General features: G+C 42.1%; 24 protein-coding genes. 19 read left to right on the forward strand and 5 right to left on the reverse strand.

The genetic code is table 11. The features are described 5' to 3' along the window. The first annotated feature begins 2 nt into the window (after positions 1-2). Both nuoN and ACIQXV_RS07720 read left to right on the forward strand, forming a co-directional pair. The gene (nuoN, locus tag ACIQXV_RS07715; protein WP_402957516.1) at positions 3-1490 is read left to right on the forward strand and encodes an NADH-quinone oxidoreductase subunit NuoN; all 1488 of its coding nucleotides are present in this window, start codon (positions 3-5) and stop codon (positions 1488-1490) included. Positions 1491-1564: 74 nt separating this feature from the next. Further along, complete coding sequence (locus ACIQXV_RS07720) at positions 1565-1891, forward strand: hypothetical protein (RefSeq protein ID WP_402957518.1); 327 nt, start codon at positions 1565-1567, stop codon at positions 1889-1891. A gap of 63 nt (positions 1892-1954) precedes the next feature. Here the strand turns inward: ACIQXV_RS07720 and ACIQXV_RS07725 are convergent, their stop codons facing one another. Then, positions 1955-2122, reverse strand: a complete 168-nt coding sequence (locus ACIQXV_RS07725; RefSeq protein ID WP_402957520.1) for a CsbD family protein — start codon at positions 2120-2122, stop codon at positions 1955-1957. Between the two features lie 272 nt (positions 2123-2394). Here ACIQXV_RS07725 and ACIQXV_RS07730 point away from each other — a divergent pair, with 272 nt between their 5' ends. From ACIQXV_RS07730 to ACIQXV_RS07755, 6 genes are all read left to right on the forward strand, one after another. Beyond that, a complete protein-coding gene (locus ACIQXV_RS07730) occupies positions 2395-3531 on the forward strand; it encodes a GntR family transcriptional regulator (RefSeq protein WP_402957522.1) in 1137 nt (378 codons plus the stop codon). Positions 3532-3772: 241 nt separating this feature from the next. Beyond that, positions 3773-5074, forward strand: coding sequence for an ABC transporter substrate-binding protein (locus tag ACIQXV_RS07735; RefSeq protein WP_402957726.1), 1302 nt, complete (start codon positions 3773-3775; stop codon positions 5072-5074). Positions 5075-5122: 48 nt separating this feature from the next. Next, on the forward strand, positions 5123-6061 hold the full coding sequence (locus ACIQXV_RS07740) for a carbohydrate ABC transporter permease (RefSeq protein ID WP_402957524.1): 939 nt from the start codon (positions 5123-5125) through the stop codon (positions 6059-6061). Positions 6062-6073: 12 nt separating this feature from the next. Further along, positions 6074-6910 carry a carbohydrate ABC transporter permease gene (locus ACIQXV_RS07745; protein ID WP_402957526.1) on the forward strand — a complete coding sequence of 279 codons (837 nt, stop codon included), beginning with the start codon at positions 6074-6076 and terminating at the stop codon, positions 6908-6910. A gap of 40 nt (positions 6911-6950) precedes the next feature. Then, positions 6951-10082 carry an alpha-mannosidase gene (locus ACIQXV_RS07750; RefSeq protein ID WP_402957528.1) on the forward strand — a complete coding sequence of 1044 codons (3132 nt, stop codon included), beginning with the start codon at positions 6951-6953 and terminating at the stop codon, positions 10080-10082. A 97-nt stretch (positions 10083-10179) separates the two neighbouring features. Beyond that, complete coding sequence (locus ACIQXV_RS07755; RefSeq protein WP_402957530.1) at positions 10180-10923, forward strand: basic secretory protein-like protein; 744 nt, start codon at positions 10180-10182, stop codon at positions 10921-10923. Positions 10924-10973: 50 nt separating this feature from the next. Here the strand turns inward: ACIQXV_RS07755 and ACIQXV_RS07760 are convergent, their stop codons facing one another. Next, a complete protein-coding gene (locus tag ACIQXV_RS07760) occupies positions 10974-11273 on the reverse strand; it encodes a hypothetical protein (RefSeq protein WP_402957532.1) in 300 nt (99 codons plus the stop codon). Positions 11274-11412: 139 nt separating this feature from the next. On the opposite strand from ACIQXV_RS07760, the gene ACIQXV_RS07765 reads away from it, so the two are divergent. The 6 genes from ACIQXV_RS07765 (at position 11413) to ACIQXV_RS07790 (ending at position 18784) form a co-directional block, all read left to right on the forward strand. Further along, on the forward strand, positions 11413-12903 hold the full coding sequence (locus tag ACIQXV_RS07765) for a mechanosensitive ion channel (protein ID WP_402957534.1): 1491 nt from the start codon (positions 11413-11415) through the stop codon (positions 12901-12903). A gap of 110 nt (positions 12904-13013) precedes the next feature. Next, positions 13014-14327 carry a hemolysin family protein gene (locus ACIQXV_RS07770; RefSeq protein ID WP_402957535.1) on the forward strand — a complete coding sequence of 438 codons (1314 nt, stop codon included), beginning with the start codon at positions 13014-13016 and terminating at the stop codon, positions 14325-14327. Between the two features lie 329 nt (positions 14328-14656). Continuing rightward, positions 14657-16234: a spore germination protein gene (locus ACIQXV_RS07775; RefSeq protein ID WP_402957537.1), complete on the forward strand. Its 1578-nt coding sequence runs from the start codon at positions 14657-14659 to the stop codon at positions 16232-16234. 5 nt (positions 16235-16239) lie between these two features. Further along, positions 16240-17427 (forward strand): Ger(x)C family spore germination protein, encoded by a 1188-nt coding sequence (locus ACIQXV_RS07780; protein WP_402957539.1) that lies wholly within the window; start codon positions 16240-16242, stop codon positions 17425-17427. Next, positions 17424-17645, forward strand: coding sequence for a hypothetical protein (locus ACIQXV_RS07785; RefSeq protein WP_402957541.1), 222 nt, complete (start codon positions 17424-17426; stop codon positions 17643-17645). The genes ACIQXV_RS07780 and ACIQXV_RS07785 overlap by 4 nt, the downstream gene beginning before the upstream one ends. 32 nt (positions 17646-17677) lie before the next feature. Next, the gene (locus tag ACIQXV_RS07790; RefSeq protein ID WP_402957543.1) at positions 17678-18784 is read left to right on the forward strand and encodes a GerAB/ArcD/ProY family transporter; all 1107 of its coding nucleotides are present in this window, start codon (positions 17678-17680) and stop codon (positions 18782-18784) included. Positions 18785-18834: 50 nt separating this feature from the next. On the opposite strand, the gene ACIQXV_RS07795 is transcribed toward ACIQXV_RS07790, so the two are convergent. Both ACIQXV_RS07795 and ACIQXV_RS07800 read right to left on the reverse strand, forming a co-directional pair. Beyond that, on the reverse strand, positions 18835-19554 hold the full coding sequence (locus ACIQXV_RS07795) for a hypothetical protein (RefSeq protein ID WP_402957545.1): 720 nt from the start codon (positions 19552-19554) through the stop codon (positions 18835-18837). A 47-nt stretch (positions 19555-19601) separates the two neighbouring features. Further along, positions 19602-19868 carry a hypothetical protein gene (locus ACIQXV_RS07800; protein ID WP_402957547.1) on the reverse strand — a complete coding sequence of 89 codons (267 nt, stop codon included), beginning with the start codon at positions 19866-19868 and terminating at the stop codon, positions 19602-19604. Positions 19869-19974: 106 nt separating this feature from the next. Here ACIQXV_RS07800 and ACIQXV_RS07805 point away from each other — a divergent pair, with 106 nt between their 5' ends. Both ACIQXV_RS07805 and ACIQXV_RS07810 read left to right on the forward strand, forming a co-directional pair. Continuing rightward, positions 19975-20904, forward strand: coding sequence for a magnesium transporter CorA family protein (locus tag ACIQXV_RS07805; protein WP_402957549.1), 930 nt, complete (start codon positions 19975-19977; stop codon positions 20902-20904). Between the two features lie 175 nt (positions 20905-21079). Continuing rightward, entirely contained in the window at positions 21080-21472 is a 393-nt protein-coding gene (locus ACIQXV_RS07810; RefSeq protein ID WP_402957551.1) for a hypothetical protein, read from the forward strand. A 287-nt stretch (positions 21473-21759) separates the two neighbouring features. On the opposite strand, the gene ACIQXV_RS07815 is transcribed toward ACIQXV_RS07810, so the two are convergent. Then, positions 21760-22215, reverse strand: coding sequence for an SRPBCC family protein (locus ACIQXV_RS07815; RefSeq protein ID WP_402957553.1), 456 nt, complete (start codon positions 22213-22215; stop codon positions 21760-21762). A 285-nt stretch (positions 22216-22500) separates the two neighbouring features. Between ACIQXV_RS07815 and ACIQXV_RS07820 the strand changes: the two genes are divergently transcribed. From ACIQXV_RS07820 to ACIQXV_RS07830, 3 genes are all read left to right on the forward strand, one after another. Next, positions 22501-23736 carry an MDR family MFS transporter gene (locus tag ACIQXV_RS07820; protein ID WP_402957555.1) on the forward strand — a complete coding sequence of 412 codons (1236 nt, stop codon included), beginning with the start codon at positions 22501-22503 and terminating at the stop codon, positions 23734-23736. A gap of 200 nt (positions 23737-23936) precedes the next feature. Continuing rightward, positions 23937-24260 carry an ArsR/SmtB family transcription factor gene (locus ACIQXV_RS07825; protein ID WP_402957557.1) on the forward strand — a complete coding sequence of 108 codons (324 nt, stop codon included), beginning with the start codon at positions 23937-23939 and terminating at the stop codon, positions 24258-24260. Between the two features lie 3 nt (positions 24261-24263). After that, positions 24264-24653 carry an SRPBCC family protein gene (locus tag ACIQXV_RS07830; RefSeq protein ID WP_402957558.1) on the forward strand — a complete coding sequence of 130 codons (390 nt, stop codon included), beginning with the start codon at positions 24264-24266 and terminating at the stop codon, positions 24651-24653. Positions 24654-24707 lie beyond the last annotated feature (54 nt).

Here is a 24707-nt window from a genome sequence, read left to right on the forward strand (position 1 = left end):
GGATGGATATTGAGACATTGAAATCATTTAACTGGAGTGTCATGACACCAGAGTTCATCATCCTTGGTGTAACAGTACTCTTGACATTGTTAGATTTATTTTTACCGAAAAAACAAGATCGCAAAATCCTCGGCTGGGTTGGGATTGCCGGTATTTTTGTGGCGATCATTGCTGTCGCCAGCCTGCTTGGCACCGAGGCCACATCGATTTTGGATGATACCTTCACGCTTGATGCGTTTGGGAAGGCGTTTAAAATAATCCTGCTTGCTGGTTCGGCGCTGGTCATGTTCTTAGCGATCAGCTATAAGGCAAAGGATGGTCTCGAAGACTATCGCGGCGAGTTTTATTACTTGTTCTTAACGGCCTTGCTTGGTGCGATGATCATGACATCAAGCGGTGATTTAATCACGTTATTTATCGGGTTGGAATTGTTATCGATTTCTTCCTATATTTTAGCGGGCATCAAGAAGCATAATCTAAAGTCAAACGAATCAGCAATGAAATACGTCATCAATGGAAGTATCGCCACCGCGATCACGCTGTTTGGGATGAGCTATGTATACGGTTTATCCGGGACAACCAATATTTTCGAAATCGCAAACACGTTATCAGCGATTTCGAGTGGTCAGCAGGCATACTTGCTCGGCCTTGCATTCTTGATGATTTTTGTTGGTTTATCGTTTAAACTGGCAGCGGCACCGTTCCATATGTGGGCACCTGACGTGTACCAAGGGGCGCCAACACCGGTTACTGCCTTCTTGAGCGTTATTTCGAAGACGGCTGGTTTTGTCATCGTCATCCGCATCCTGATTGCGGTATTTTACAGTGCCGCACCTACGGGGGCCAGCGGTGAGAGCATCCTGTTCAAAATGCACGATTATCTCGCTGTCATTGCCGCAGTCACGATGATTATCGGTAACGTGGTCGCCTTGAAGCAGACGAATATTAAACGGATGTTCGCGTACTCCAGTATCGCTCATGCCGGGTATATCCTGGTGGCGCTAACGACGATGAGCTCGAACATGATCTATTCGCTTTGGTTCTACCTGCTCGCGTACATGTTAATGAACCTTGGCGCCTTTGCAGTCATCCAAGTGGTGTCTGAGCAGTCAGGCGGAGAGAAGATTGCCGACTTTGCCGGCCTTTACCGCCGCTCACCGGTTCTTGCCGTGTTGATGGGCATTCTGCTCGTTTCCTTGGCAGGCTTCCCGGGCACAGCCGGCTTCATCGGCAAATTAAACATCTTTGTCGGTGCCTTTTACGGCACACCGCACTATGTACTCGCATCAATCATGATTGCCACAACCGTCGTATCCTATTTCTACTATTTCGGCGTCATGACGCAAATGTTCTTCCGCCCGGCAGCCGACGAACGCAAGCTGAACCTACCATTTGGCATCGTCGTCGTCCTGCTCGTTGCGGTCGTAGGATCCGTACTATTTGGCATCATGCCAAACATCGCCCTCGACTTCCTGAACAACTTGAAGTGAGGGTGAGCTAGGGAGCCGAGGGGACGGTTCTCCTGGCTCATTGCGGGCTTTGACTTTGGGTGAATTTGAGGGAAATGATCGCTCGGTTTCAGATTTTGGTCGGCTTCTTTGGGGAAAGAAGCCGTCACGGTCAAATTAAAGGGGTATTATACAAAACAAAAAGACGAGGCGGGGGGAGCCTCGTCTTTTTATGGGCTTTTTTCGTAAAAATGTTGCTTCGAACTCTTAAAATTGTGGAGTTTGATGTAAAATTACACGATTTTAAGCCATCTGAACGAATGATCAACACCCTTTGTAAATTTATCAGCGAATTTCAGAAGTTTATCAGCGAATTTTCCATTTTATCAGCGAATTCGGGCCATTTATCAGCGAATTTTACAATATATCAGCGAATCAACTAAATACGCCCGAAAAGTACCTTTTTTATAGGTTTAGATCCGCAGCTTGGCACTTGTTGCAGAGGATTAGTCCAGTTTATCCTTTACTTTTCCGACGCCTTCTCTCAATTTACCCTTCGCTTTATCCCATTTTCCTTCAGCTTCTGTTGAGCGGTCATCGGTCAATTTGCCCCATTGCTCTTTCGCCTCACCCTTTACTTGATCCATGCTGCCTTTTAGTTTGTCCTTGTTCATGTAACATTCCTCCTTTTCGTTCTATCGATTTTGTTATCGGAATCCTCGTTCTATTATTCTATTTACCCAATTAAAATAGAGCTAAACTTCCTTTTAGAATCCTCCTCTTCTCCTTATAACTTGCTTTCAAGGACAAAACGATGAAGAGGATCATCTCCAAGAATTTTTACATATGTAAAATGAATACAGCCATGCTGTAAGATAAGGATTTGATTGTTCTAACTTGTTATAAATGTTATAATGAACATGACATTGCAAAAAGGATGATAAGAATGAGCAGGCTGTATGAAAAAATTTATCACTATATATTAGATGAAATAAAAAGCGGAAGACTGCAAAGCGGAGAGAAGATTCCCACCGAAAGTGAATTGGCTGACCAATTTAATGTCAGTAGAATTACTTCAAAAAAAGCACTAGATTTACTTTCTCAACAACATATTATTGAGCGTTTTCAAGGAAAGGGATCATTTGTGTCAGGAATACTGCCTCAGCTTCCCGATGTTCAATTAAATGGAACAGATTATGAAGAAGTGGAAGAACACAATGAAACTCTTGTAGGTCTAATCATACCGGAGTTTTCCGATACGTACGGACTTGATTTAGTAAAGGCAATTGAACAGAAATGTGCTGAATACCACTATAGCATGGTGCTAAAACGCTCATATGGGGATGAAGAAAAGGAGAAACAGGCAATCGAGACTCTGTTGAAAATCGGAGTAAAGGGAATTATGATCATTCCCGTACATGGTGTCCACTATAATAATGAACTTCTTCGGTTAGTTCTTGATCAATACCCTATTGTGTTGGTCGACCGATACTTAAAAGGGATTTCTGCCAGTTCCGTTTCAATTGATAATAAACAGGCAGCAAAGGAAATTACAAAGTATTTCTTAAGGGAGGGGCACGAACATATCGCGTTTATCTCTCCCTCTCCTGAAGGGACCTCATCATTGGAAGAGCGATTATATGGATTTCAAGTGGCATTTTCTGAAATGGGAAAACCTTTAAACCCTGACTATATTTTGATGAATATCGAAAGTACAAAGCATAAAGGAATCTTTTCAAACAAAACACGGGAATATAAACAGAGGGATATTGAAAATATAAAGCATTTTATTAACAATAATCCTTCACTATCAGCGATCATTTGCAGTGAATTTGAAATTGCCGTTCTGGTGAATCAAGTTCTAGAGCGGGCAGGAAAAAAAACGCCTGAGGATATTTCTATTATTTGTTTTGATTCCCCACAGGGCTATATTCACCCGCCCTTGTTTACACATATTCAACAGGATCAACGGCTGATGGGGTATAAAGCAGTGGAGCTTTTACATGACCAGTTAATTGGGAATGAACCTACGGATAACTATTATATTGATTATAATTTTATTAAAGGGTGTTCTACTAAATAGGGGAAAAAGCAGGAATCTGATATATTCAGACGTTCCTGCTTTTTTTTGTCGATAAATTTTTATAATTTTCAAAAATAAGATATTGACATATCATATACCGATAGACTACCATAATGTTATAATAATTTGTTTATGATAGATGAATTATAATATTGATATATTGTTATGTTTATTTTGTTAAAGGTGAGTTGTTTATTATAATCATCTACTAAACACAAAAAAAGGGGGAGTAGTTTTGGTAATGAAAAAAAGAAGCTTTGGAAGAGTCGCATTGGCATCTGCATTAATAGGGTCCTTGTTCTTGAGTGCTTGTTCCAATAAAGGGGTATCTGGTGATGCCGATACGGCAAAGAAGGATGGTGTCACTACGATTACTTTCTGGCATGAAAATACGGGGGTGGGAGAAGAGGCCATTAATGATGTGGCCGATGCTTTTAATAAAAAACATAAAGACATCCAAGTGAAAGCGGTTTATACAGCTGCGAATGAATCCCAAAATGAAAAGTTACTTACGGCAGTAGCGGGCGGTAATCCTCCGGATGTATCGTGGTTTGACCGTTTTAAGGTTGGATCGTGGGCGGAGGAAGGTTCCTTAACAGACCTTACTGAATTTGCAGAAAAAGACGGCATTCAAAAGGATCAATATTATCCGTTTGCCTGGGAAGAAGCAACCTATAAAGGTAAATTATATGCCATGCCGGTTGATACGGATGCTAGACTGCTATTTTACAATAAAGATGCTTTTAAAAAGGCTGGCTTAGATCCTGAAAAACCACCAAAAACCATCGCGGAATTAGAAAGTATGGCCGAAAAATTAACGGTCAAAGAGGGAAAGCGCTTTAAACAAATTGGCTTTATTCCATGGTATAACCAAGGGTGGCTTTACTCTTGGGGCTGGTCCTTTGGAGGTAGTTTCTATGATCAAAAAACGAATAAAGTGACGGCAAACGATCCGAAAATCATCGAATCGCTTCAATGGATGACAGATTATGCGAAGAAATATAATGTGGAAGACATTGCCGGATTTACGGATTCAAAAGGTTCAGGAGCGATGGATCCTTTCTTGACAGGGCAGCTTGCCATGCATATTGGCGGGAACTGGAGTATTTCTGGATATTTAAAATTTAAACCGGACTTAAATTATGGAGTAGCCCCTATTCCAACACCGTCGGGAACTGATTTCACATCCTGGTCTGGCGGCATGGCAGTAGTGATTCCAAAAGGCGCCAAACACCCGAAGGAAGCGTGGGAATTTGTTAAATTCTTTGGTAGTGAAGAGGGACAGGAACTCTATAACGGAAAATACAAAACCTTGTCGGTGATTGATTCTGTCAATAAGAAACTAGGTTATATGGATCATCCTATCTTTAGTGAATTTATTAAAATATTGCCTAACTCCCATAATAGACCGGTTATTCCTGAAGGTGAATTATTGTGGAATGAACTGTCTAACGCCGTAGATAATTCTATTCATGGCAACGGAAAACCGAAAGATCTATTAGATGCAGCAACTGAAAAGGTAAACAAGGCTCTTAATAAGTAAGAGAGGGGAGGATGTTCCCCTCTTGTGCTGTAAAAGGATGTGTCCTGATTGAAGATTGAGAGAATGAAAGCAAAACCCATCCATGAAATCAAAACGACGAAGAAAAAAGCACATGTGTCTAGTGGAATAACAGGGGTATTATTTGCTTCCCCGTGGCTGATTGGGTTGTTCTTATTTTATTTAATTCCGCTGATTGTTTCTATTTATTTTAGTTTTACTTCCTATAGTATTTTGCAGCCGGGTGAATTTATTGGTCTGGAAAACTATCAGGAGTTGCTATCAGATGATTTATTTTTTAAATCGATTTCCAACACGATTTATTTTGCTGTTTTTTATGTACCTTTAAGTATTATGTTTGGTGTCGGTTTAGCGATGTTGTTAAATATGAAAATAAAAGGGATGACGATTTACCGCACCTTATTCTTTTTACCTACGCTGGTTCCCCATGTTGCCATAGCCGTGCTTTGGATGTGGCTCCTCAATCCGGGGTTCGGTCTCATCAATGGATTTCTAGATATGATTGGCATTAGCGGACCATCTTGGTTGGGCAGTGAAAAATGGTCTAAGCCTTCCCTCATTTTTATGTCTCTATGGGGAATCGGACAGTCAGTGGTTATTTATCTTGCCGGATTGGGCGATATCTCAAGCGACTATTATGAAGCAGCCGAAATTGATGGCGCTAATTGGTTTCAGCGAACGTTTCATATTACAATCCCACTGCTGACGCCGGTCATTTTTTATAATCTCGTTATGGGTGTCATTGGGGCCTTTCAACAATTTACGCTGCCGTATACCTTGACACAAGGTCAAGGGAAGCCAGCCAACTCGTTAACTTTTTATGTCATGTATCTGTATGATAATGGTTTTAAATATTTCAGAATGGGCTACGCCTCTGCTATGGCCTGGATTCTGTTTGTTGTCATTATGATTTTAACGGTACTTATTTTTTGGTCATCAAAACGTTGGGTACATTATCAAGGAAAGTAAGGAGGGGAACAAATGAATCCGTTTATGATGAAAGGATGGAAACATTCATTAGGGCATCTCGTTTTAATTCTGGCCTCAGCATTTTTTATCATTCCGTTTATTTGGATGGTGTCCACGTCCTTAAAACCAATTGAGCAGGTCTTTACATTTCCGCCTGAATGGATTCCGAAACCCTTTGAATGGGAGAATTATCTGAAAGCGATTGACTATATTCCGTTTTGGAAGTATTTAATCAATACGACGGTGATCACCGTCCTTAGTACATTAGGGGTAGTCCTTTCCTGCCCGCTGGTGGCATACAGCTTCGCAAAGCTAAAATGGCGAGGAAGAAATGTTTTATTTGCGGCGACATTAGCGGTCATGATGATACCGGGACAAGTGACCATGATTCCCTTGTTTCTGATATTCAATAAATTAGGCATGGTTGGGACCTCGTTACCACTGATCATCCCGCAATTTTTTGGTGTACCTTTTTATATCTTTTTGCTGCGGCAATTTTTCCTGGGTCTCCCAGATTCCTTGCGGGAAGCAGCAAAAATGGATGGGGCAAGCGAGTGGCGAATCTATTGGCAAATCATGCTCCCGCTAGCGAAGCCGGCCGTTCTGGCTGTTGGATTATTTCAATTAATGGCAAGCTGGACTGATTTTCTAGGTCCGTTACTCTATTTGACAAATGAAGATTCATACACCTTGTCATTGGCCTTGCAGCAATTTCAAAGTAAGCAGGGATCAGAATGGAGCTTAATGATGGCCGTGTCAACAATTATGACCGTACCGATTATTATTCTGTTTTTCTTCTTACAAAAGACTTTTATTAAAGGAATTACCTTTAGTGGGATAAAAGGCTAAGGGCAGGAATGAAACTTTTGAAAATCAAGGAGGATCTACATTGTTTTGGACAGAACAGAAATTAGCTGCACGTATAAAGGAACTTGATTCATACCGCTATAGAGGAAAAATCAACATCCCTTCGTTTCGGTTTCAACTTGATTCAGAAGGAACAGTCGGTGCTTATCCGCCGCAAAACGGAAAGGGAACAACCATAAGGCTAGGGGAAACATGGGCAGGTCGTGATCTCTATGCATGGTTGATGACAGAAGTGGCGATTCCGAAAGAATGGAGTGGAGAAACCGTTGTTGGCCTTTTTGACTTTGGGATAACGGATGGGGGCCATAATTCCGGATTTGAATCGTTATTATTTGTGAATGGACAGCCTTACCAAGGGGTGGACGCAAATCATAAGGAAGTGTTTTTTCCTGAAGAGTTGGCGGGAACAACGGTGCAGCTCACGTTTCGTTTATGGTCTGGACTTGAAGGAGGTGGTGTTCCGAAAGAACAAATCCATATCTTAAAACAAGCTGAGATCGCCTCTCTGGATCTCACGGCGGATGATTTGTATTTTACAAGTAAAGCAGTGCTTCAGGCAGTGGATGTAATGGATGATAATCGTCCAGAGCGTGAAGAGCTTCTTATTGAAGTTAACAAAGCTTTTAATCTATTGGATTGGACAAATCCAGGCAGTATGGAATTCTATGATTCCCTTCATCATGCGCAGCACCAATTAAAACGAGGAATGGAAAAGATGGAAAAACACCATCCTGTTACCATTCACGCGGTCGGCCACACCCACATTGATGTGGCTTGGTTATGGAGGTTAAAGCATACAAGAGAAAAGGCGGCAAGATCATTCTCCACGGTACTTCGCTTAATGGAAAGATATCCTGATTATTATTTTCAACAAGCTCAGCCGCAGCTCTATGAATATATCAAACAAGATTATCCCATTATTTACGAAAACATCTCTAAGAGAATAGAAGAAGGGAAATGGGAACCGGATGGTGGAATGTGGGTGGAGCCTGATTGTAATCTGCCTTCAGGGGAGTCGTTTGTGAGGCAGTTACTGCAAGGCACGCGCTTTTTCCGGAAAGAATTTGGGGTTGAATGCCAATATTTATGGCTGCCGGATGTATTTGGCTATAGCTGGACACTGCCTCAAATTCTGCAGAAATCAGGGATTAAAACGTTTGCCACCACGAAGATTAGCTGGAATCAATATAACCGCATGCCCCACGACGTGTTTAGATGGAGAGGGATTGATGGAACGGAGATTTTAACCTATTTTATCACGACCCCATACCCTGGACGAAAAGGTTTCGGCGCGGATTACAATTCGCTGATGACTGCTGAAACAACAGTAGGAGCGTGGGAGGTTTTTAAAGATAAAGGAATCACGAAGGACATCCTCGTCACCTATGGCTATGGAGATGGAGGGGGCGGAGTAAACCGCGAAATGCTTGAAATGCGAAGAAGATTGAATGAAGTACCAGGCATTCCAAAAGTGATAACAGGCAAGGTCGGCGACTATTTTGATCACCTTCATCATCAAGTGGAACACACGGATCACTATGTGCATACATGGGACGGAGAACTTTATCTAGAATACCATCGAGGTACCTATACAAGCCAAGCGAATAATAAAAAATCGAACCGGAAGCTGGAGTTTCTTTTACAAGAGACCGAGTTTTTATCTGTCATTGGAAGTGTAGTTCAAAATAACTGGACGTTGTATCCTTCAGAGAAATTATCCGAGGCATGGAAGATTCTTCTGCGTAACCAGTTTCATGATATTATTCCAGGATCATCTATTCATGAGGTATATGAAGATAGCTGTGAGGAATATAACCAGGCGAAGGAACTTGTCGCCTATTCACAGGATCAAGTTGTGCAGGAAGTAACAAATGGAAAGGCTTCCGGGACATTTACCGTGATAAACGGGGCCTCGTGGGAGCGGAATGACTTGGTTAAAATTCCTGTTGCCCCGGATTGCGAAAATGGGGTATGGCGTGGATCAAAGGGCGAAATATTGCTGGCCGAAAAGTCAGGTGATACCTGGCTAGTACAAACGAAGGTTCCGGGAACAGGGTTTACTTCCATTAACTTTGTGCCTAAGGCAGGGGATCGTGTACAAGATTCTGTATTCCGTATAGAAAACAATCAAATGATCACCCCTTATTATGAAATCGAGTGGAATGATTGCGGCCAATTATCCAGAATATATGACATTGAGGCAAAACGAGAGATTTTAAAAGGTAATATGTGCGGAAATGTCCTGCAGATATTTGAGGATAAGCCATTAAGATGGGATGCATGGGATATCGATATTTTTTATCAGGAAAAAATGAAAGAGATTTCTAGGTTGAAACATTTAGAGGTTTCTGAAATTAATTCCATTCGCGCGGTGATCCATTTTACTTGGGAATATAATCAATCCATAATCAATCAAGATATGATTGTTTATGCACACAGCAGGAGGATAGATTTTGAAACGAAGGTAGATTGGCATGAAAAACATCAATTACTGAAGGTGGCCTTTCCGGTTGAAATTCGTTCCAATGAGGCTACCTATGATATTCAGTTTGGGAATGTCAAAAGACCCACGCATTGGAATACGAGCTGGGACTATGCCAGATTTGAAACGGTTGGACACCAATGGGCGGATTTATCCGAACAAGGATATGGCATCAGTTTATTAAATGATTGTAAATACGGATACGATATCAAGGATTCAACGATCAGATTGTCCTTATTAAGAGCCTCCACCTACCCTGATCACTCTCAAGATCAAGGGGAACATACATTTACGTATTCACTGCTTCCGCATCAGGGGGATTGGATAGAAGGATCCACCGTTCAAGAAGCTTGGGATTTAAATCAGCCGCTGTCTTTCTTCCAAGGAAAAATCACGGATGAAGGTCTAAGTTTGTTCAAGATATCAGCAGATCATGTCATGGTGGATGCTATAAAAAAAGCTGAGGATTGTAAGCAAGTTATCCTGAGGTTACATGAATTCACGGGTCAACGTGGGGTAGTAGAAATAGATAGTCATGTTCACATTTCCTCATGGCAGGAAACAGACTTAATGGAAAGACCGATTGGGTTAGTAGAAGAGGCAGGAAAAATATCATTCCAGATAAAACCTTACGAAATTAAAACATTTCTTGTGGATTTGAAGAGGAAGTAATGGAGTTGAGTGTAAAAAAGAATGGGAAGACAACATTCATGAGAAGTGAACACTTTCGATTGAATTTTTGCTTAAAAAAATGAAGGAGGAAATGGGAATGAAAAAAGTGGTTACTAGTTTAGTTTGTACTGGGTTCTTATTAAGCGGGCTAGGTGGTTATGATAGTGTTAATGCAAGTGAAGTTGCCTATGAAACTCATAATCTTACCAAAACTACTACAAAATATGAGAAGCGGGGTTACCTGCTGGATGTAATCAATGGAACAGACGATCCAGTGCTGGATCCAATTATTGATGAATTTGTCAACCTATATTTTAAGGCTTACCCAAAATTAACCAAAAAATATGCACTCAATCCTAAAGAACACCTGAAAAATGTAACGTTAGAGTTTGACCCCTCTTATACTGGAGTTGCCTATGCTGATAATGGGAAGATTGTCGTAAGTCCCAATTGGATTCTAACACACCCTGATGATGTTGCACTTTTTACACACGAATTAACACATATTGCCCAAGCCTATCCAAGATATGATGATGAGACATGGTGGGTTACAGAGGGAATTGCTGATTATACGCGATATGTATACGGACCTCATAACGGAAGCTGGAGATTGCCAGAGGAAGTAAAAGGAACCGATAACTATAATAGCGGATACCGGGTCACGGCGCGTTTCTTTTTATGGCTTAATCAGCAAAAGAACCACTCCACAGTAGATATTATTAATCGGGAAATGCAGCATAATACGTTCGATCTTGATGTGTTTAAGAAAATAACCGGCAAAACAATAGATGAACTTTGGGCCGAATACCGTGCAAATCCTGATGTAAGAACACATTATTAATAGGAAGAACAAATGCCATCCAGAGAATGGATGGCATTTGTTCTATTCTATTAAGGCTGATCGACTTCATCCTTCTTTTCACCATCACTGACGCCGTTATCCTGATCGACGCCATCACCGATTCCTTCCTTTTTCAATTTTTCCTCAACATTATTCTTGGCATCTTCAATATTATCCTTAGCTTCCTTAAAGGTGTCGTTCGCTTCCTTCTTTGTATCAGTATCAACCGCATCTTTTTGCTCGCCATCATTGACACCATTATCCTGGTCGACCCCATCGCCGCAGCCGGCCAAACCGCCAAATGTTAGAATCGCCGCCAATCCGCCTGTTAAAAGTGTTTTCTTAGTCATCCTTGTCTCCTCCTTTTGTGATTCGAACTGATGATTGTATTCCCAGTGAACAAGGCAATGAAACATTATTCTGAAAATGTTTGAAACCATCCGGGCGGGGTACTACATTAACCAAATTACCGAAAAGGAGAGATGTTACATGACCGTAAAAAATATGATGGCCGGGTGGTACATATATACCGACCGAATTCCCCACGTGCTATTAGCGTTTCTCATCTTATTAATTGGATGGCTGGCGGCAAAAGCAATAGGCAAGGCAGTCGAAAAGGCTTTAACGAAAACAAACCTCGATAACAAGCTGTTTTCTAATTTTGGAAAAAGAAAATACGCTTCAGAAGTGATTATCGGAAAAATGGTTTACTATCTGTTATTGGTTGTCGTCTGGATTATTTTTTTCAATATGCTTCACCTCAGCCTAATTGCCGAACCACTGGTAATAATGGTGTCGACATTGACCGCAGCGATTCCTAATCTCTTAAAAGCAGCTCTCATTCTACTATTTGCTTGGGTCGCTGCCTATCTCGTCCGGATGCTCTTAAACAAAGTTCATGTAGAGCGCCTGCTTGTAAAATGGAACATGACCAATAGTGAAGCAGATGCTGCAGGCAAGGTGAACAGCATTGCTCAAGCGGCTTTCTATCTTGTGCTCCTGTTATTTTTACCAGCGGTATTGGGGGCGTTGCAGCTCGAAGGAATCTCAGAGCCATTCACACATGTGGTATCTACCATGCTAAGCCTGATTCCGAAGTTGTTTGCCGCCGCGCTGATTGTGTTCATCGGCTGGCTGATTGCGAAAATCGTCCGTGATATTTTAACAAACTTTTTAAAAAGCATCGGGACGGATCGGTTTGGAGAACGATTTGGCTTGATGAAAACTGCCGATGGAACAAGCCTGTCAATGATCATCGGAAATATTGCGTTTATTCTCATTTTAATTCCAACCATCATAACTGCCTTGGAAAAATTAGATTTAAAAGGCATTTCGGAGCCGGCGATTGCGATGCTCCATCAAATCGTAACCTTAATTCCAAACATCGTCGCTGCCGTCCTGCTGATTTTACTGGGAATCTGGCTTGGAAAATGGGTTGAAAAAGTCGTCGCACAAATGCTTTGGCGTTTACGATTCGATAACGTTTTTCACCACATGGGAATCGGCTCATTAACGCCGGAACAATCAAAGTACACGTTGTCGCAGCTAGTAGGCTTGCTGGCGAAAATCGTCGTGGTGTTGCTATTTACGGCGGAAGCCTTACAAATTGTACATTTAGACTTCTTAGTTACATTGGCAACAGGGGTTATTGCATATCTGCCAATGCTGTTAGCGGCACTAGTCATCTTAGGGATCGGCTTATATTTAGGCCATTTAGTTGAACGGGTGCTACAAAACATCCTCAAACAGCGCTACTCCCGTACCCTTGCAGAGATCGCAAAATATGCAATTTTTGCGATAACGCTTTTCATGGCATTGGACCAACTGGGTGTAGCCCATTCCATCGTAAATGCTGCCTTTATTCTCGTCCTAGGCGGGTTGGCGCTGGCATTTGGCCTGGCATTCGGCCTCGGCGGTAAAGAGTTCGCCGCCAAATATTTAGGGAAGCTGGACGATAAATTGGATGAGGAGAAATTGTAAACTGCTGCCTGCCACAGTCCGAGATCCATTGGATGATGGAAATGAATAAACAAGACAATCCGAAATCCCCATCGATTTCGGATTGTTATTTTTAGAAGGGAGGTTGTTTGATGCTTCTGATCAATGTATTTACGATTGCACTGCTGATTATATTAACGGGTTTCTTTGTCGCGATCGAATTTGCCATCGTCAAGGTACGGACATCCCGGATTGACCAATTGATTGCGGAAGGGAAGAAGAACGCCCTCGCGGCGAAAAGGGTCGTTACCCACCTTGATGAATACTTATCAGCCTGCCAACTTGGAATCACGGTGACGGCATTGGGACTTGGCTGGCTGGGGGAGCCTACGGTTGAGAGACTGTTCCACCCATTGCTGGCGGCTTTGAAATTGAATGAAGCTGTGACCGGTTTTTTTTCCTTTGTTCTTGCCTTTGCCGTCGTCACGTTTATCCACGTGGTCGCAGGGGAATTGGCGCCTAAAACAGTGGCCATCCAAAAAGCAGAGGTGATTACACTGCTGTTCGCCAAACCAATCATCTTTTTTTACAAAATCATGTATCCATTTATTTGGGCATTAAACAGTTCTGCCCGTTTGCTCACTGGCCTGTTTGGTTTAAAGCCGGCGTCCGAACATGAATTAGCGCATTCGGAAGAGGAATTACGGATTCTCCTGTCAGAAAGCCTCCAAAGCGGCGAAATTAATCAGAATGAATGGAAATATGTCAATAATATTTTTGAATTTGACGAGCGTGTAGCAAAAGAGGTCATGGTGCCGCGGACGGAAATGGTCTGCATCAAGGTTGACGATACCCTTGCTGAGGTGGTTCAAACGATGAGGGCGGAAAAATTTACCCGTTATCCGGTTATGGAGGGGGATAAAGATCATATTATTGGCGTAATGAACGTGAAAATGTTTATAACGGCTAAAATCATGAATCAAGGCCTTTATCAAAATTGGAAAATAAAATCCTATATTCAGCCTGTGATTCGCGTCATCGAAACGATCCCGATCCATGACTTATTGATCAGGATGCAAATGGAACGCACCCATATGGCGATTCTGCTGGATGAATATGGCGGGACCTCCGGTTTGGTGACGGTCGAAGATATCATCGAAGAGATTGTCGGCGAGGTGCGGGACGAATTTGATGCAGATGAAGTTCCTGATATTCGCAAGGTTTCCGGTGGGGCGATGGCGGCGGGAAAGCACTATATTGTTGATGCTAAAGTGGCAATTTCTGAAGTAAATCAGTTGATCGGTACCCACCTTACCGCTTTAGATGTCGATACGATTGGCGGCTGGTTCCTGACCCAAAACACTGCGGCCGAATTGGGTGCGGTAGTGGATGCGGAAGGATATTCGTTTCAAGTTCACGAAGCGGATGGCTATCACATTATGTATTTGGAGATTAAAAAGAATTGAAACAAGGAATCAAAGAGCCGGAATGGGATAGAGAAATCGATATAACAAAAGTTGACCTTACTCAGGTAGATGCGGTGGTTGCCGACAATAGCTATTCAAAAAGAGCTTGATGTACTGATTACTGTTTGTCAAGAAAGTTAACGCATTTTATTAAGATAAAAAAATACAAGTTATTCCACAATCGGGCGCAATCCTAGAATAAGAATTGTGCTCTTTTTTCGGTAAAGTGCCAGTTGGTGTAGATATTTACCAACGTATTGGAGCAATCGCATAATCATCATTGGATGTGCAAAGAATAGTCGTAAAACCATACCAAGGGGAACCAGTTGATGAAATTTATGGGGAATGGGAAAAAGAAATTTGATTTTCAAACTATACAAATGAATGAGTCGTTGCATGCATTACCTGAAATCCCTTTAGATCCGGAGTTAAATAAAAATATCGACATATTAAAATCAGCTTATAAAGATTGCTCTGATGTGGTATTTCGTGAATTTCGTATCGGCAGCAGTGTCAATGCCGCTCTTGTTTACATTGATGGTCTTTCGAATACGGAAGAAGTCGACCAGCATGTGCTAATGCCGCTTATCCGGAAGAAAGACCTTGATTGTGATGCGGTATTTGAGAGCACGAAAGAGGAAATATCCATTTCGGATCTTAAGGAAATTTATTCTATTCCTGATGTCTTTAAACATATTTCCATTGGTAACCCGATTATTCTGATTGAAAAACAAACAAAGGGAATTTCGATTGGGCTGCCCAAGTGGGAAAAGCGCAGTATTATGGAACCAGAGGCGGAATCAGTCATTCGCGGTCCTAGAGAGGGTTTTATTGAAACATTAAGAGTAAATACCTCCCTTTTACGCAGGAAAATTCGTCATCCATTATTAAAAATGAAACAAATGACTATTGGCCGTTATACAGAAACACAAGTCATCGTTGCATATATTGAAGGAATTGCTGACAGCACTCTAGTTAATGAAGTGACCAGCAGGCTAAAGCGCATCAAGATTGATGGTATTTTAGAAAGCGGATATATTGAAGAAATGATCATTGATTACCCGTTTTCTCCATTCGCACAGGTTTTACAAACGGAACGTCCGGATGTAGCTGCAGCCTGTCTGTTGGAAGGGCGTGTTGTGATCTTGATTGACGGCACCCCTATCACGCTCATTGCGCCATGTACGTTTGCCACTCTCTTACAGGCACCAGAAGATTATTATAATCAGTTTTACATCAGTATCTTTATCCGTTGGCTGCGCTATGTATTCTTTTTCATTGCCTTGCTTGGACCATCAGCGTATGTGGCGATCTTAACGTTTCATCAAGAAATGCTACCAACCTCGCTGCTCTTAACAATCGCTGAAAACCGTGAACAAATTCCTTTTCCAGCATTGGTTGAAGCGTTTATCATGGAAATCACGTTTGAGGCCTTGCGGGAAGCAGGTGTGAGATTGCCAAAACAAGTGGGTGCTGCTGTTAGCATTGTCGGGGCCCTGGTCATTGGACAAGCCGCAACTGCGGCAGGATTGGTTTCATCACCGATGGTCATGGTGGTCGCAATTACGGGAGTCGCCTCGTTTTTAATGCCAAGATATGCGACCGGCATATCGATTCGAATCCTGCGCTTTCCGATCATGATTTTAGCGGGAATATTAGGATTATTAGGCGTTATGGTCGGAATTACCGCTATTGTCGCACATTTGTGTACCCTAAAATCCTTTGGTGTACCCTATTTCAATTCGACGGCACCGCTCAAGCTTCACAATTTGAAGGATGTCTTGATTCGAGCCCCTTGGTGGGCAATGGATACGCGTCCTGACTTTTTTTCACAAGATTCGAGTTTATTAAGTCGTCAGTCCAGTAACCAAAAGCCTGGTCCAAGTAAAGGTGGCGACGGAAGTTGAGTTGTATGAGTGGATCTGTTAAGAAAACCTTTACTTTCATCTTTCTATTATGCTTGACTTCGTTTTTCCTTACAGGATGTTGGGACCGAGCCGAAGTGAATGATTTAGCGCTCATTTTGGCAGCCGGTATTGATAAGGGTAAAAAAAATAATATCGAACTCTCAGCTCAAATATATATCCCGGGCGCCTCCCAAGGAGGACAACAATCTGGGATGTCTAGCGGAAGCAGCAGTGGCCAGTCATTTGTCAGGTCAGCTGAAGGGGAAACCATTGCGGATGCGATGGCACGACTCCAGGAAGAACTCACGCGGGAAATTTTCTGGGGGCAAAACGAGGTGCTTATTATTGGCGAAAAGTTAGCAGAGGAAGGGATAAGTGACCAAATTGATTTTTGGATGCGGCACTCGGAACCTCGTATACGTGCCGACGTGTTTGTGTCGAAAGGAAGGTCCAAGACTGCTTTGAAGGCAATGCCGGAATTGGAAAGAAATACCTCCAAACAACTTCGCAAAATGGTCAAAACACATATAGGTGTGAAAGTAACGGTGAAGGATTTGTCGCAGATGCTATCAGGTGAATCTAATGCCGCTATACTCCCTTGGGTCGAAAACCTGGACCCATCCCAGATGGATTCAAAAAAGGCCATTCCCATCATTAGTGGGTCCGCTATTTTCAAAGAAGGAAAAATGGTAGGAAGATTAGATGATAAAGAAACACGGGGGATTCTTTGGCCAAGAAATGAGATTCATTCAGGTGTGATTACGATTTCTTTTAAAAACGAAAAAGGCTACATCTCCTTCAATCTATTAAGAAGCAATAATGAATTGATACCTTCCATAAAGAATGGCAAATGGAGCATGCGCATGAAAACAAACGTAGATCTGGAAGTCATTCAAAATACGACAACACTCAATTTATTCGATCCCAAGGTCATAAAAAAGGCCGAGCAGAAAGTTGCTTTTGAAATTGAACAAAGAGAACGGTTAGCTTTTTCAATCGTACAGAAAAAATTAAAGGCGGATACTTTCGGATTTGCAGATGAATTCCAGAGGAAATATCCGCAAATTTGGAAACGACAAAAAGAGGATTGGAATGAAATTTTCCCAAAAGTGTCCATTTCGTTTAAAACGAAGGTAAATCTCGAACGAACCGGTTTGGCCACTGAAAAACGTAAAAGAGGTGTTGAACAATGAAGATTGGAGGAATAGCAGGGATCACGATTATTCTAGTGTTGATCTTCTTCTCCGAATGGCCTAGGGTGAAGAAAAATAAGGGGAAAATGAAATGGACCTTTATTTCGTTGATGGTAGTTAATTGGGTTCTCGCTGTTTTACTTGTTATGTTTCCAGAAATGCCCGGACCTGGCCAATTAATTGATTTCATCTATAAGTCATTTGAACCGTTTTGGTAAATAGACTCCTGTTAGTAAAGGAATGAACCATCATGATTGAAAAAGGCAGAATCTCGTACTTGCAGTTAGCACTCATTATGTATGCGACCGTCGTGGCAACGGCCATTCTTTACATTCCATATGTCACAGCACAGCATGCAAAGCGCGATTTGTGGCTGTCTCCGATATGGGGTGCTTTGAGCGGCTTTCTTATCGTTATAATCATTGTGAAGCTCTCTAGGCTTTTTCCGGGGAAAACGCTAATCGAATATGGTGAACTTATTCTAGGCAGGACCATGGGCAAAATCATTGCGTTTATTTACTTGTTTTTTCTATTACATGATACGGCGATCGCCTTTAGGGAATACGGTGAGTTCATTGAAAGTGCTTTTTTGCATAAAACACCTATACTTTTTGTTACCGGAAGTATTGCCCTTTCTTGCGCGATTGCTGTTCATGGGGGGATTGAAACGATTGGACGATGTGCTATGATTTTTTTGCCGATTGTTTTGGCCCTTTACATCCTGATTTATGTTTTTCTCATTCCTGACTTGAATGTAAAAAATATTTTCCCCATCATGCAAGATGGGGTGATGCCCTCCATTAAAGGTTCCCTTGCACCACACGCCTGGTTGAGTCAATTTTCATTGATGTCGTTCCTCATACCTTTATTAAGGAAACAACAAAAGGTCATGAAATGGGGAATGTTTTCGGTCATTGCCAGTGTCTTAACCATGGTATTTATAAATCTTGGAAATCTTTTTTTATTTGGTGGAATTATTTCCAACATCCATTTCCCTGTATTTGAGGCGGCAAGGTTTATAAGTATCGGATCCTTTTTTGAACATATTGAGTCAATCGTCATCGCCGTTTGGGTTCTTGGTGGTTTCGTACAGCTTTCTGTCTTTTTTTATATGCTTGTGCTTGGTACTTCACAATGGCTGACACTGCCCAGTTATAAACCGTTTGTCTTACCAATTGGTTTTTTAATTATTCTATTTTCGGTCTGGTCCATCCCCTCGTTTGCGGACATGATTCGAGGAATGGGTACAACTGTGCCCTTTTATTTCTTAACGGTTCAGCTGCTCATTCCAATTTTACTCCTTTGTATTGCGCTAATAAGGAGAAAATGGGCAAATGAACACCTTAAAAAGCGATGACATCGCTCGCCATCGCTTTTGGTTCGTGTGCATTAAAATAATGGGTCCAACTACGGTATTTTCTCCGCTGCTGGCTGCAGCTTTTTTTGTTTTTTCTCCATTAGCTGAATATCATGCACAAACGTTGTGGAAATGACTTTTTCTACACCAAACAACAAGATCTGATCGCCTTCCTGGATGGAGGTGTCATAGATTTGTTTCACAATCCGCACTTCACCGCGCTGGATAAACAAAGCGACAAATTCCAGGTCGTCGTGATCCCCAGCAGCCTCATTTAACGTACGATTAGCAAGCTGTGAATCTTGATAAATACGCAAATCGACTAATGTATCTTCTATATTTTTCAAAAAAACATCCCTTATTGGCATGTCAGCAAGCTCGATCTTTTGCGTCACTTTTCCTGTAAAAACACGCTCTAGCAGCCGCTGTAAGCCCTCTAGCTTCAAAATGCCCAAAATAATGACAATGATGGCTGCCACCAGCAAAATTTCCTTCGTCCGCAGACCGCTTGAGAGGAACTCACTAATAGAGGAGATGATCACGGCGAGGGAAAAGGCACCAAACAGAATGAGGAAGCTGGCCAGCCGCCGGCGAACCGGGTGGCCTAAAATCAGCTCGGATTCTCCGGTCGTAAAGCCAACTCCGGTCATCATCGAAATGACCTGAAACCGGGAAACTTCCACTTTAAGCCCCGTTAAGCGAAATAAGATGACAAAGATTTCAATAACAGCCCAAATGATGACCGAGTAGATGAACAAAAATAGCAGCATTTTTTCACCTCTTCACAAAAATAGTTGGGGCATGATCGCCCCAACCATTACTGCATTTTCTCATTATAAAATTGAACGGAATACCCTGCGCCTTCGCTGACCATGTTGTTGTCTTCTAAATCGTGCGGGTGGGGATGGCCGCCTTTTTCAATCGGGAGTTCCTCGCTTTTTTCAAAAACAGTCGGTTTCACTTTCCGTTTCAAGTCTCTTAAAAAACTTTCCGCCTTGATGCGATTCGGTTTATTGGATAACCACAATGCTGCCGATGCGCCAACTCCTACAGCCAACAGGGTATTCATACTTAAAACTCTCATCACAATCCCTCCTTAACACCATAAGTACCCTCTAAATAGAATTATGAAACGTTTCATTTCAATTTTTTTGGGGGAAGTAGCTAGTAAACAATAGGGAGAGATTGCTATGGAAAAATTAATCGGTTCGAACAAGTGGAAATGGGTGGAGCTGCACCCAAATGAAATTGACCGCGTGAAACAAGCAGTCGAGCGGGAGGACGATACAAATGCCTGGGTGGAGCAGGTTTGGGAGAATAAAAACAATTGCCTGCGGGTGGATTGCTTGGAGAATGGGGAAAAGGTCGTAAAAGGCTCGATAATTTATAAACAAAATTTCTCAAAGGAAAAGGATAATAAGATCTTTCACTTTTATTTGACAACTGACAAATTGATTACCATAAACCTTGAATTGCAAACGGAGCCGCAAGTGCTTTTTCGGCAATTACAACAGACGAGAAATGCCGTGGGTGGCTTTTTATTTTTCCTCGGTGAGCTGATGAATGAGATGTTAGTGGAGATTGATCAGTTTGAGGAGGCGCTGAAAACCTTGATTTGGAGTGTGCGGAAGCGCAATGAAACACAGATTCTGGAGCTTGTTTATACACGAAGGCATGAACTTTTGGTTTGTAAAAATCTCCTGATTCCCATCAATGAAGTCAAGATGGCGATTGAGGAAGTCAATCTGCATAAGAGCAGCAGCGAAGACATTTTTTTCTGTACTTGCAAGCGGATTGAACGGGCGATGGTGCTGTTGAATGAGTATGAGCATGAGCTCGATTCGATGATTAATTTAGAGGAAGTCATCTCCTCTCATCGAGGAAACGAGATCATGAAAACCTTGACGGTGATGACGACGATTTTTACCCCGGTTATGGCCTTTGGGGCGTTATGGGGGATGAATTTCAAGCATATGCCGGAGATTGAGTGGCGGTTCGGCTATATTTTTTCCATTCTACTTATCATTATTTCTACGGTGCTTTTATATGGCTATTTAAAAATTAAAGGCTGGACAGGCGACCTTTTAAAGGGGAAAAAGAAAGGTTCATTTTTCGAATAGAGGTTTTAGACTCCTGATTTGGTGGTACAACACTATCAAGGTTACAAACTAGTTAACCTGACTTAAGAATCCAGCTTGAATCGGAAGAGGGTGGTGTAAATATGTGGTTGCAGGTTCGGTAAACCCGTCGGGATGAAAGACAGCAATCTTGAAAAATAAAAAGGAGGAAAAGGACATGGCTAAAAATGTTGCGGATCAGAAGGATATGGAAGAACAGTTAAAAAAGGAAGCACCATTTTCTAAGAAGAACGAACACCAAGGTGATGGAGATCAGCAACAGGATGGACACAGATACGGTGACAATATTTCTGAGCAGGGTGATGATGCCCTTCAGGAAAAATACAGGGATGGCACTTCCATGCAAGGTGATATAGAGCTTCAACAACAGGAAGAGGGCGCGGCGATAAATCATGATGATGAGCTGCAACAAAAGTATGGACATCGAGACGAAGCTTCCCCTTCGATGAAGGACAATCGAGAATTTCAACAAAGAGGGGACATGAATCGTAATAAAGACCAGCATGACGAGGAACACGAGTCACGCGATAATCAGCGGCAAATGAGGTAACAAAGTAGCTTGGATAAAAAAAACAAACAACAACGCCCAGAGGACTATTAGCTCTCTGGGCGTTGGTTGTTTTTTTAATGTGGGAGGTTGAACTGCCATATTTTACTGTTTGTTTTGTGAACTGAGCTATCATTTTGTGATAATTAAGTCTTTCTTCCATAAATCTAATAGTTTTTTTACAATCTTCGTATGTCATTCCCATTGATATCCTCAACTCCTGCAACCCTTTAACGAGTGAACATTCTACTTCTTATTGTCCTTCCAAGACTGGTTGAATGCCATATGCTCTATTCGGTGTTTTCCGCAATTCTCTTTAGTTCTGTTGCTCGAGAAATGATAAATTGCCTCATATATTTTTCCAAAAACAATTTGTCAGCCATCACACCAAGCAGGCCCAAAGGGGACTTATATTCAAATGTATCTATCATTTTGGTTCCGCCTGCTTCTGCTGCAAATTGATGTGTATGGGTGAAGGAATGGAAGGCTCCTTTTATCATAATATCTACAAATTCATTTGGCATTTCCATATGAGTCACTTTTGCTGTCAATCTTTGTTTAATGCCAAAATGAATGGCTTCCCAAGTAACCGTATCCCCTTCTTCCAATAACCCTTTCAGAACCCCATCGACAGCTTTTTCTTTTGTCTTAGCAGTAGTTTTAGTATGTATATCAACGTTTCTGGCAAGGTCAAAGCAAACATTTAGAGGAGCTTGTATAAATAGTTCGTGTTTAATAATGGGCATATACAAATCACTTCACTACTATTAGGATACAATACAAATTCGCTACTATATAATAAAATCCTTCTCTGATATGTGCACAAAAAAAGACGCCACCATTAGGAGCGTCTTTATCATATTGGAACAAATGTTCGTTTTGTAGGACAATTAAAATAAACGGGTCTATACTCGACCTTCATAATATTAGTATAAACTATTCGTAATTATAAGTCTATAATTTTCCAAGAAAATGCATTATATTTTGTATACCCGGCCGGGGAACAAGCGTAGTGAAAAAGGGGAAATTTTATGCAAATACGTTTATGGGATAGCAATTTGAAAGTGCGGTTAATTGGCGAAGGTCTTTTTAACATGCTGTTTTGGATGTACTTTCCGTTTATCACGGTTTATTTTAGTGGGGCGTTGGGCAATCGAATTGCCGGTATCTTGATGACAATCCCGCCGATTTTCAGCATGATTGGCAGTCTGCTCGGAGGGGCGTTAACGGACAAGTTAGGCCGGCGGCCCGTGATGTTAATGGGTGCTTCGCTCCAGACGTTGATGTTTGTGATGTTTGCCGTGTCGCCGTCCCCGTGGATGGATTACGCCGCATTTATCGGTATTGGGCTGGGTGGCGCCATCTACCGGCCGGCAAGCTCCGCAATGGTGGCTGACCTGGTGCCGGCAGAAAACCTTCGCCAGGTATTCGCCACCTTTACGACGGCCAATAACATTGGTGCCGTGCTGGGGCCGGCACTGGGAGCGATTTTCTTTTTCCATTACCGGCAAGAGTTGTTGTGGACCTGTGCGTTGGTCTTGCTCGTCTATTTTGTCGCCATTTATTTCATGGTTCATGAAACGTTGCCGCAGACGGCGAAACATTCATCTATAAAAATTACCCGTGTGTTGAAGGAACAGTGGAAGGGCTATGGGATTATTTTTCGTGATAAAGTGTTTTTGGTGTACATTTTAGCGGGCATCTGTGCGCTCATCCCGATTATGCAGTTGGATCTCTATTTGCCGGTATACGTGATCAATCATGTCCCCGCCCAGGCGCTATTCACATGGAATGGTGCTCCCATTATGCTATCGAGTAAAGAGGTATTTGGCTGGCTTGTGGGATTTAACGGTCTTTTGTTTGTCCTGTTTATTTTGCCCGTTACAAAATGGTTCGGCAAATGGAAAGAGCGGAATGTATTTATTCTATCCTCGCTACTGGCCGGATTCGGCACATTCTTCGTCGGATTGAACACGAATATATGGTACTTGTTTTTCGTTACAATCATCTTCACTTTTGGTGAAATGGTTCGCTCGCCAGTGACACAGAGCTTCATCAGCCGCTATGCCCCGGCACATGCAAGAGGGCAGTACATGGGGGCCGACAGTTTGCAGTACACGATCGGGAAATTTTTGGCGCCAATGATGGTTTTCCTGGCAAGCTGGGTGCCGCCTATGGGGATATTCAGTATCATTTTGGTATTCGCATTCATCAGTATCGGGTTGTACATTCAGTTATTTAGAATGTATGCGGAGCATCCGGGATGACGGTTCTCGTGTTTAAAATAACGGGGCGAATGAGGCCACAAGAACCGTCCCCGTGGTTTTTTGAGGACAAATGAATAGAATGGTTGCCTTATGACTAAAATGAAATTTGACAGGATACCAAATGGTGTCGTATGCTAAAAAGCAGATGAGACACCATTAAGTGTCCTATATGAATCGCGAAGATCAGGAGGAGAGTGATATTGAACGGGACAAAACCAATCAGAGATGTTTATGACGCGATTGCCGATCCAACTCGGCGTAAACTGCTTCGTTTGTTGGCCGATGCCGAAGAATTGCCTCTCAATGAGTTAACGGTTCATTTTCAAATGGGGCGTACGGCAGTTTCGAAGCATTTGGCGATCCTGAAAGAGGCTGGTCTCGTAACCAACCGCAAGGTCGGCAGGGAAACACGTTATCGGCTGAATGCAGCACCACTGAAAGAAATTGAGGATTGGGTATCCTTTTACAGGAAATTTTGGAATGAAAGAGTGTTACTTTTAAAAAATTTATTAGAGGAGGAATAAATAATGGCAGATGTATCATTAGATTTTCAGTTTACAAGTTCAATCAATAAGGTGTGGGACGCATTAACAGATTCGGATACGCTTGCAAAATGGATCATGGAAAATGACTTTAAACCAATCGTAGGACATAAATGTCAATTCCGAAATCCTCAGTGGAATTTAATCGTAGATTGTGAAGTATTAGTAGTGGAAGAGCCTAATTCGTTATCTTACACATGGGTTGGTGGTCCGATAAACACTACAGTCACATGGACATTGAAGGAAGAGGATGGAACCACCACCTTACATCTTGAACAAACAGGATTCGAAAAAGAAGATCAAGCGTTCAATGGTGCAAAATATGGTTGGGCGAATATGGCCGGAGAACTTAAAAAAGTGTTAGGGGAAATGTAAGACCAAATGCAACGGATGAGATGGGGCTGCGAAACAGCCTAGTTTCTGGTGAAG

The sequence above is a fragment of the Neobacillus sp. NPDC097160 genome (assembly GCF_044762155.1).
Taxonomy (GTDB): Bacteria; Bacillota; Bacilli; order Bacillales; family Cytobacillaceae; genus Neobacillus.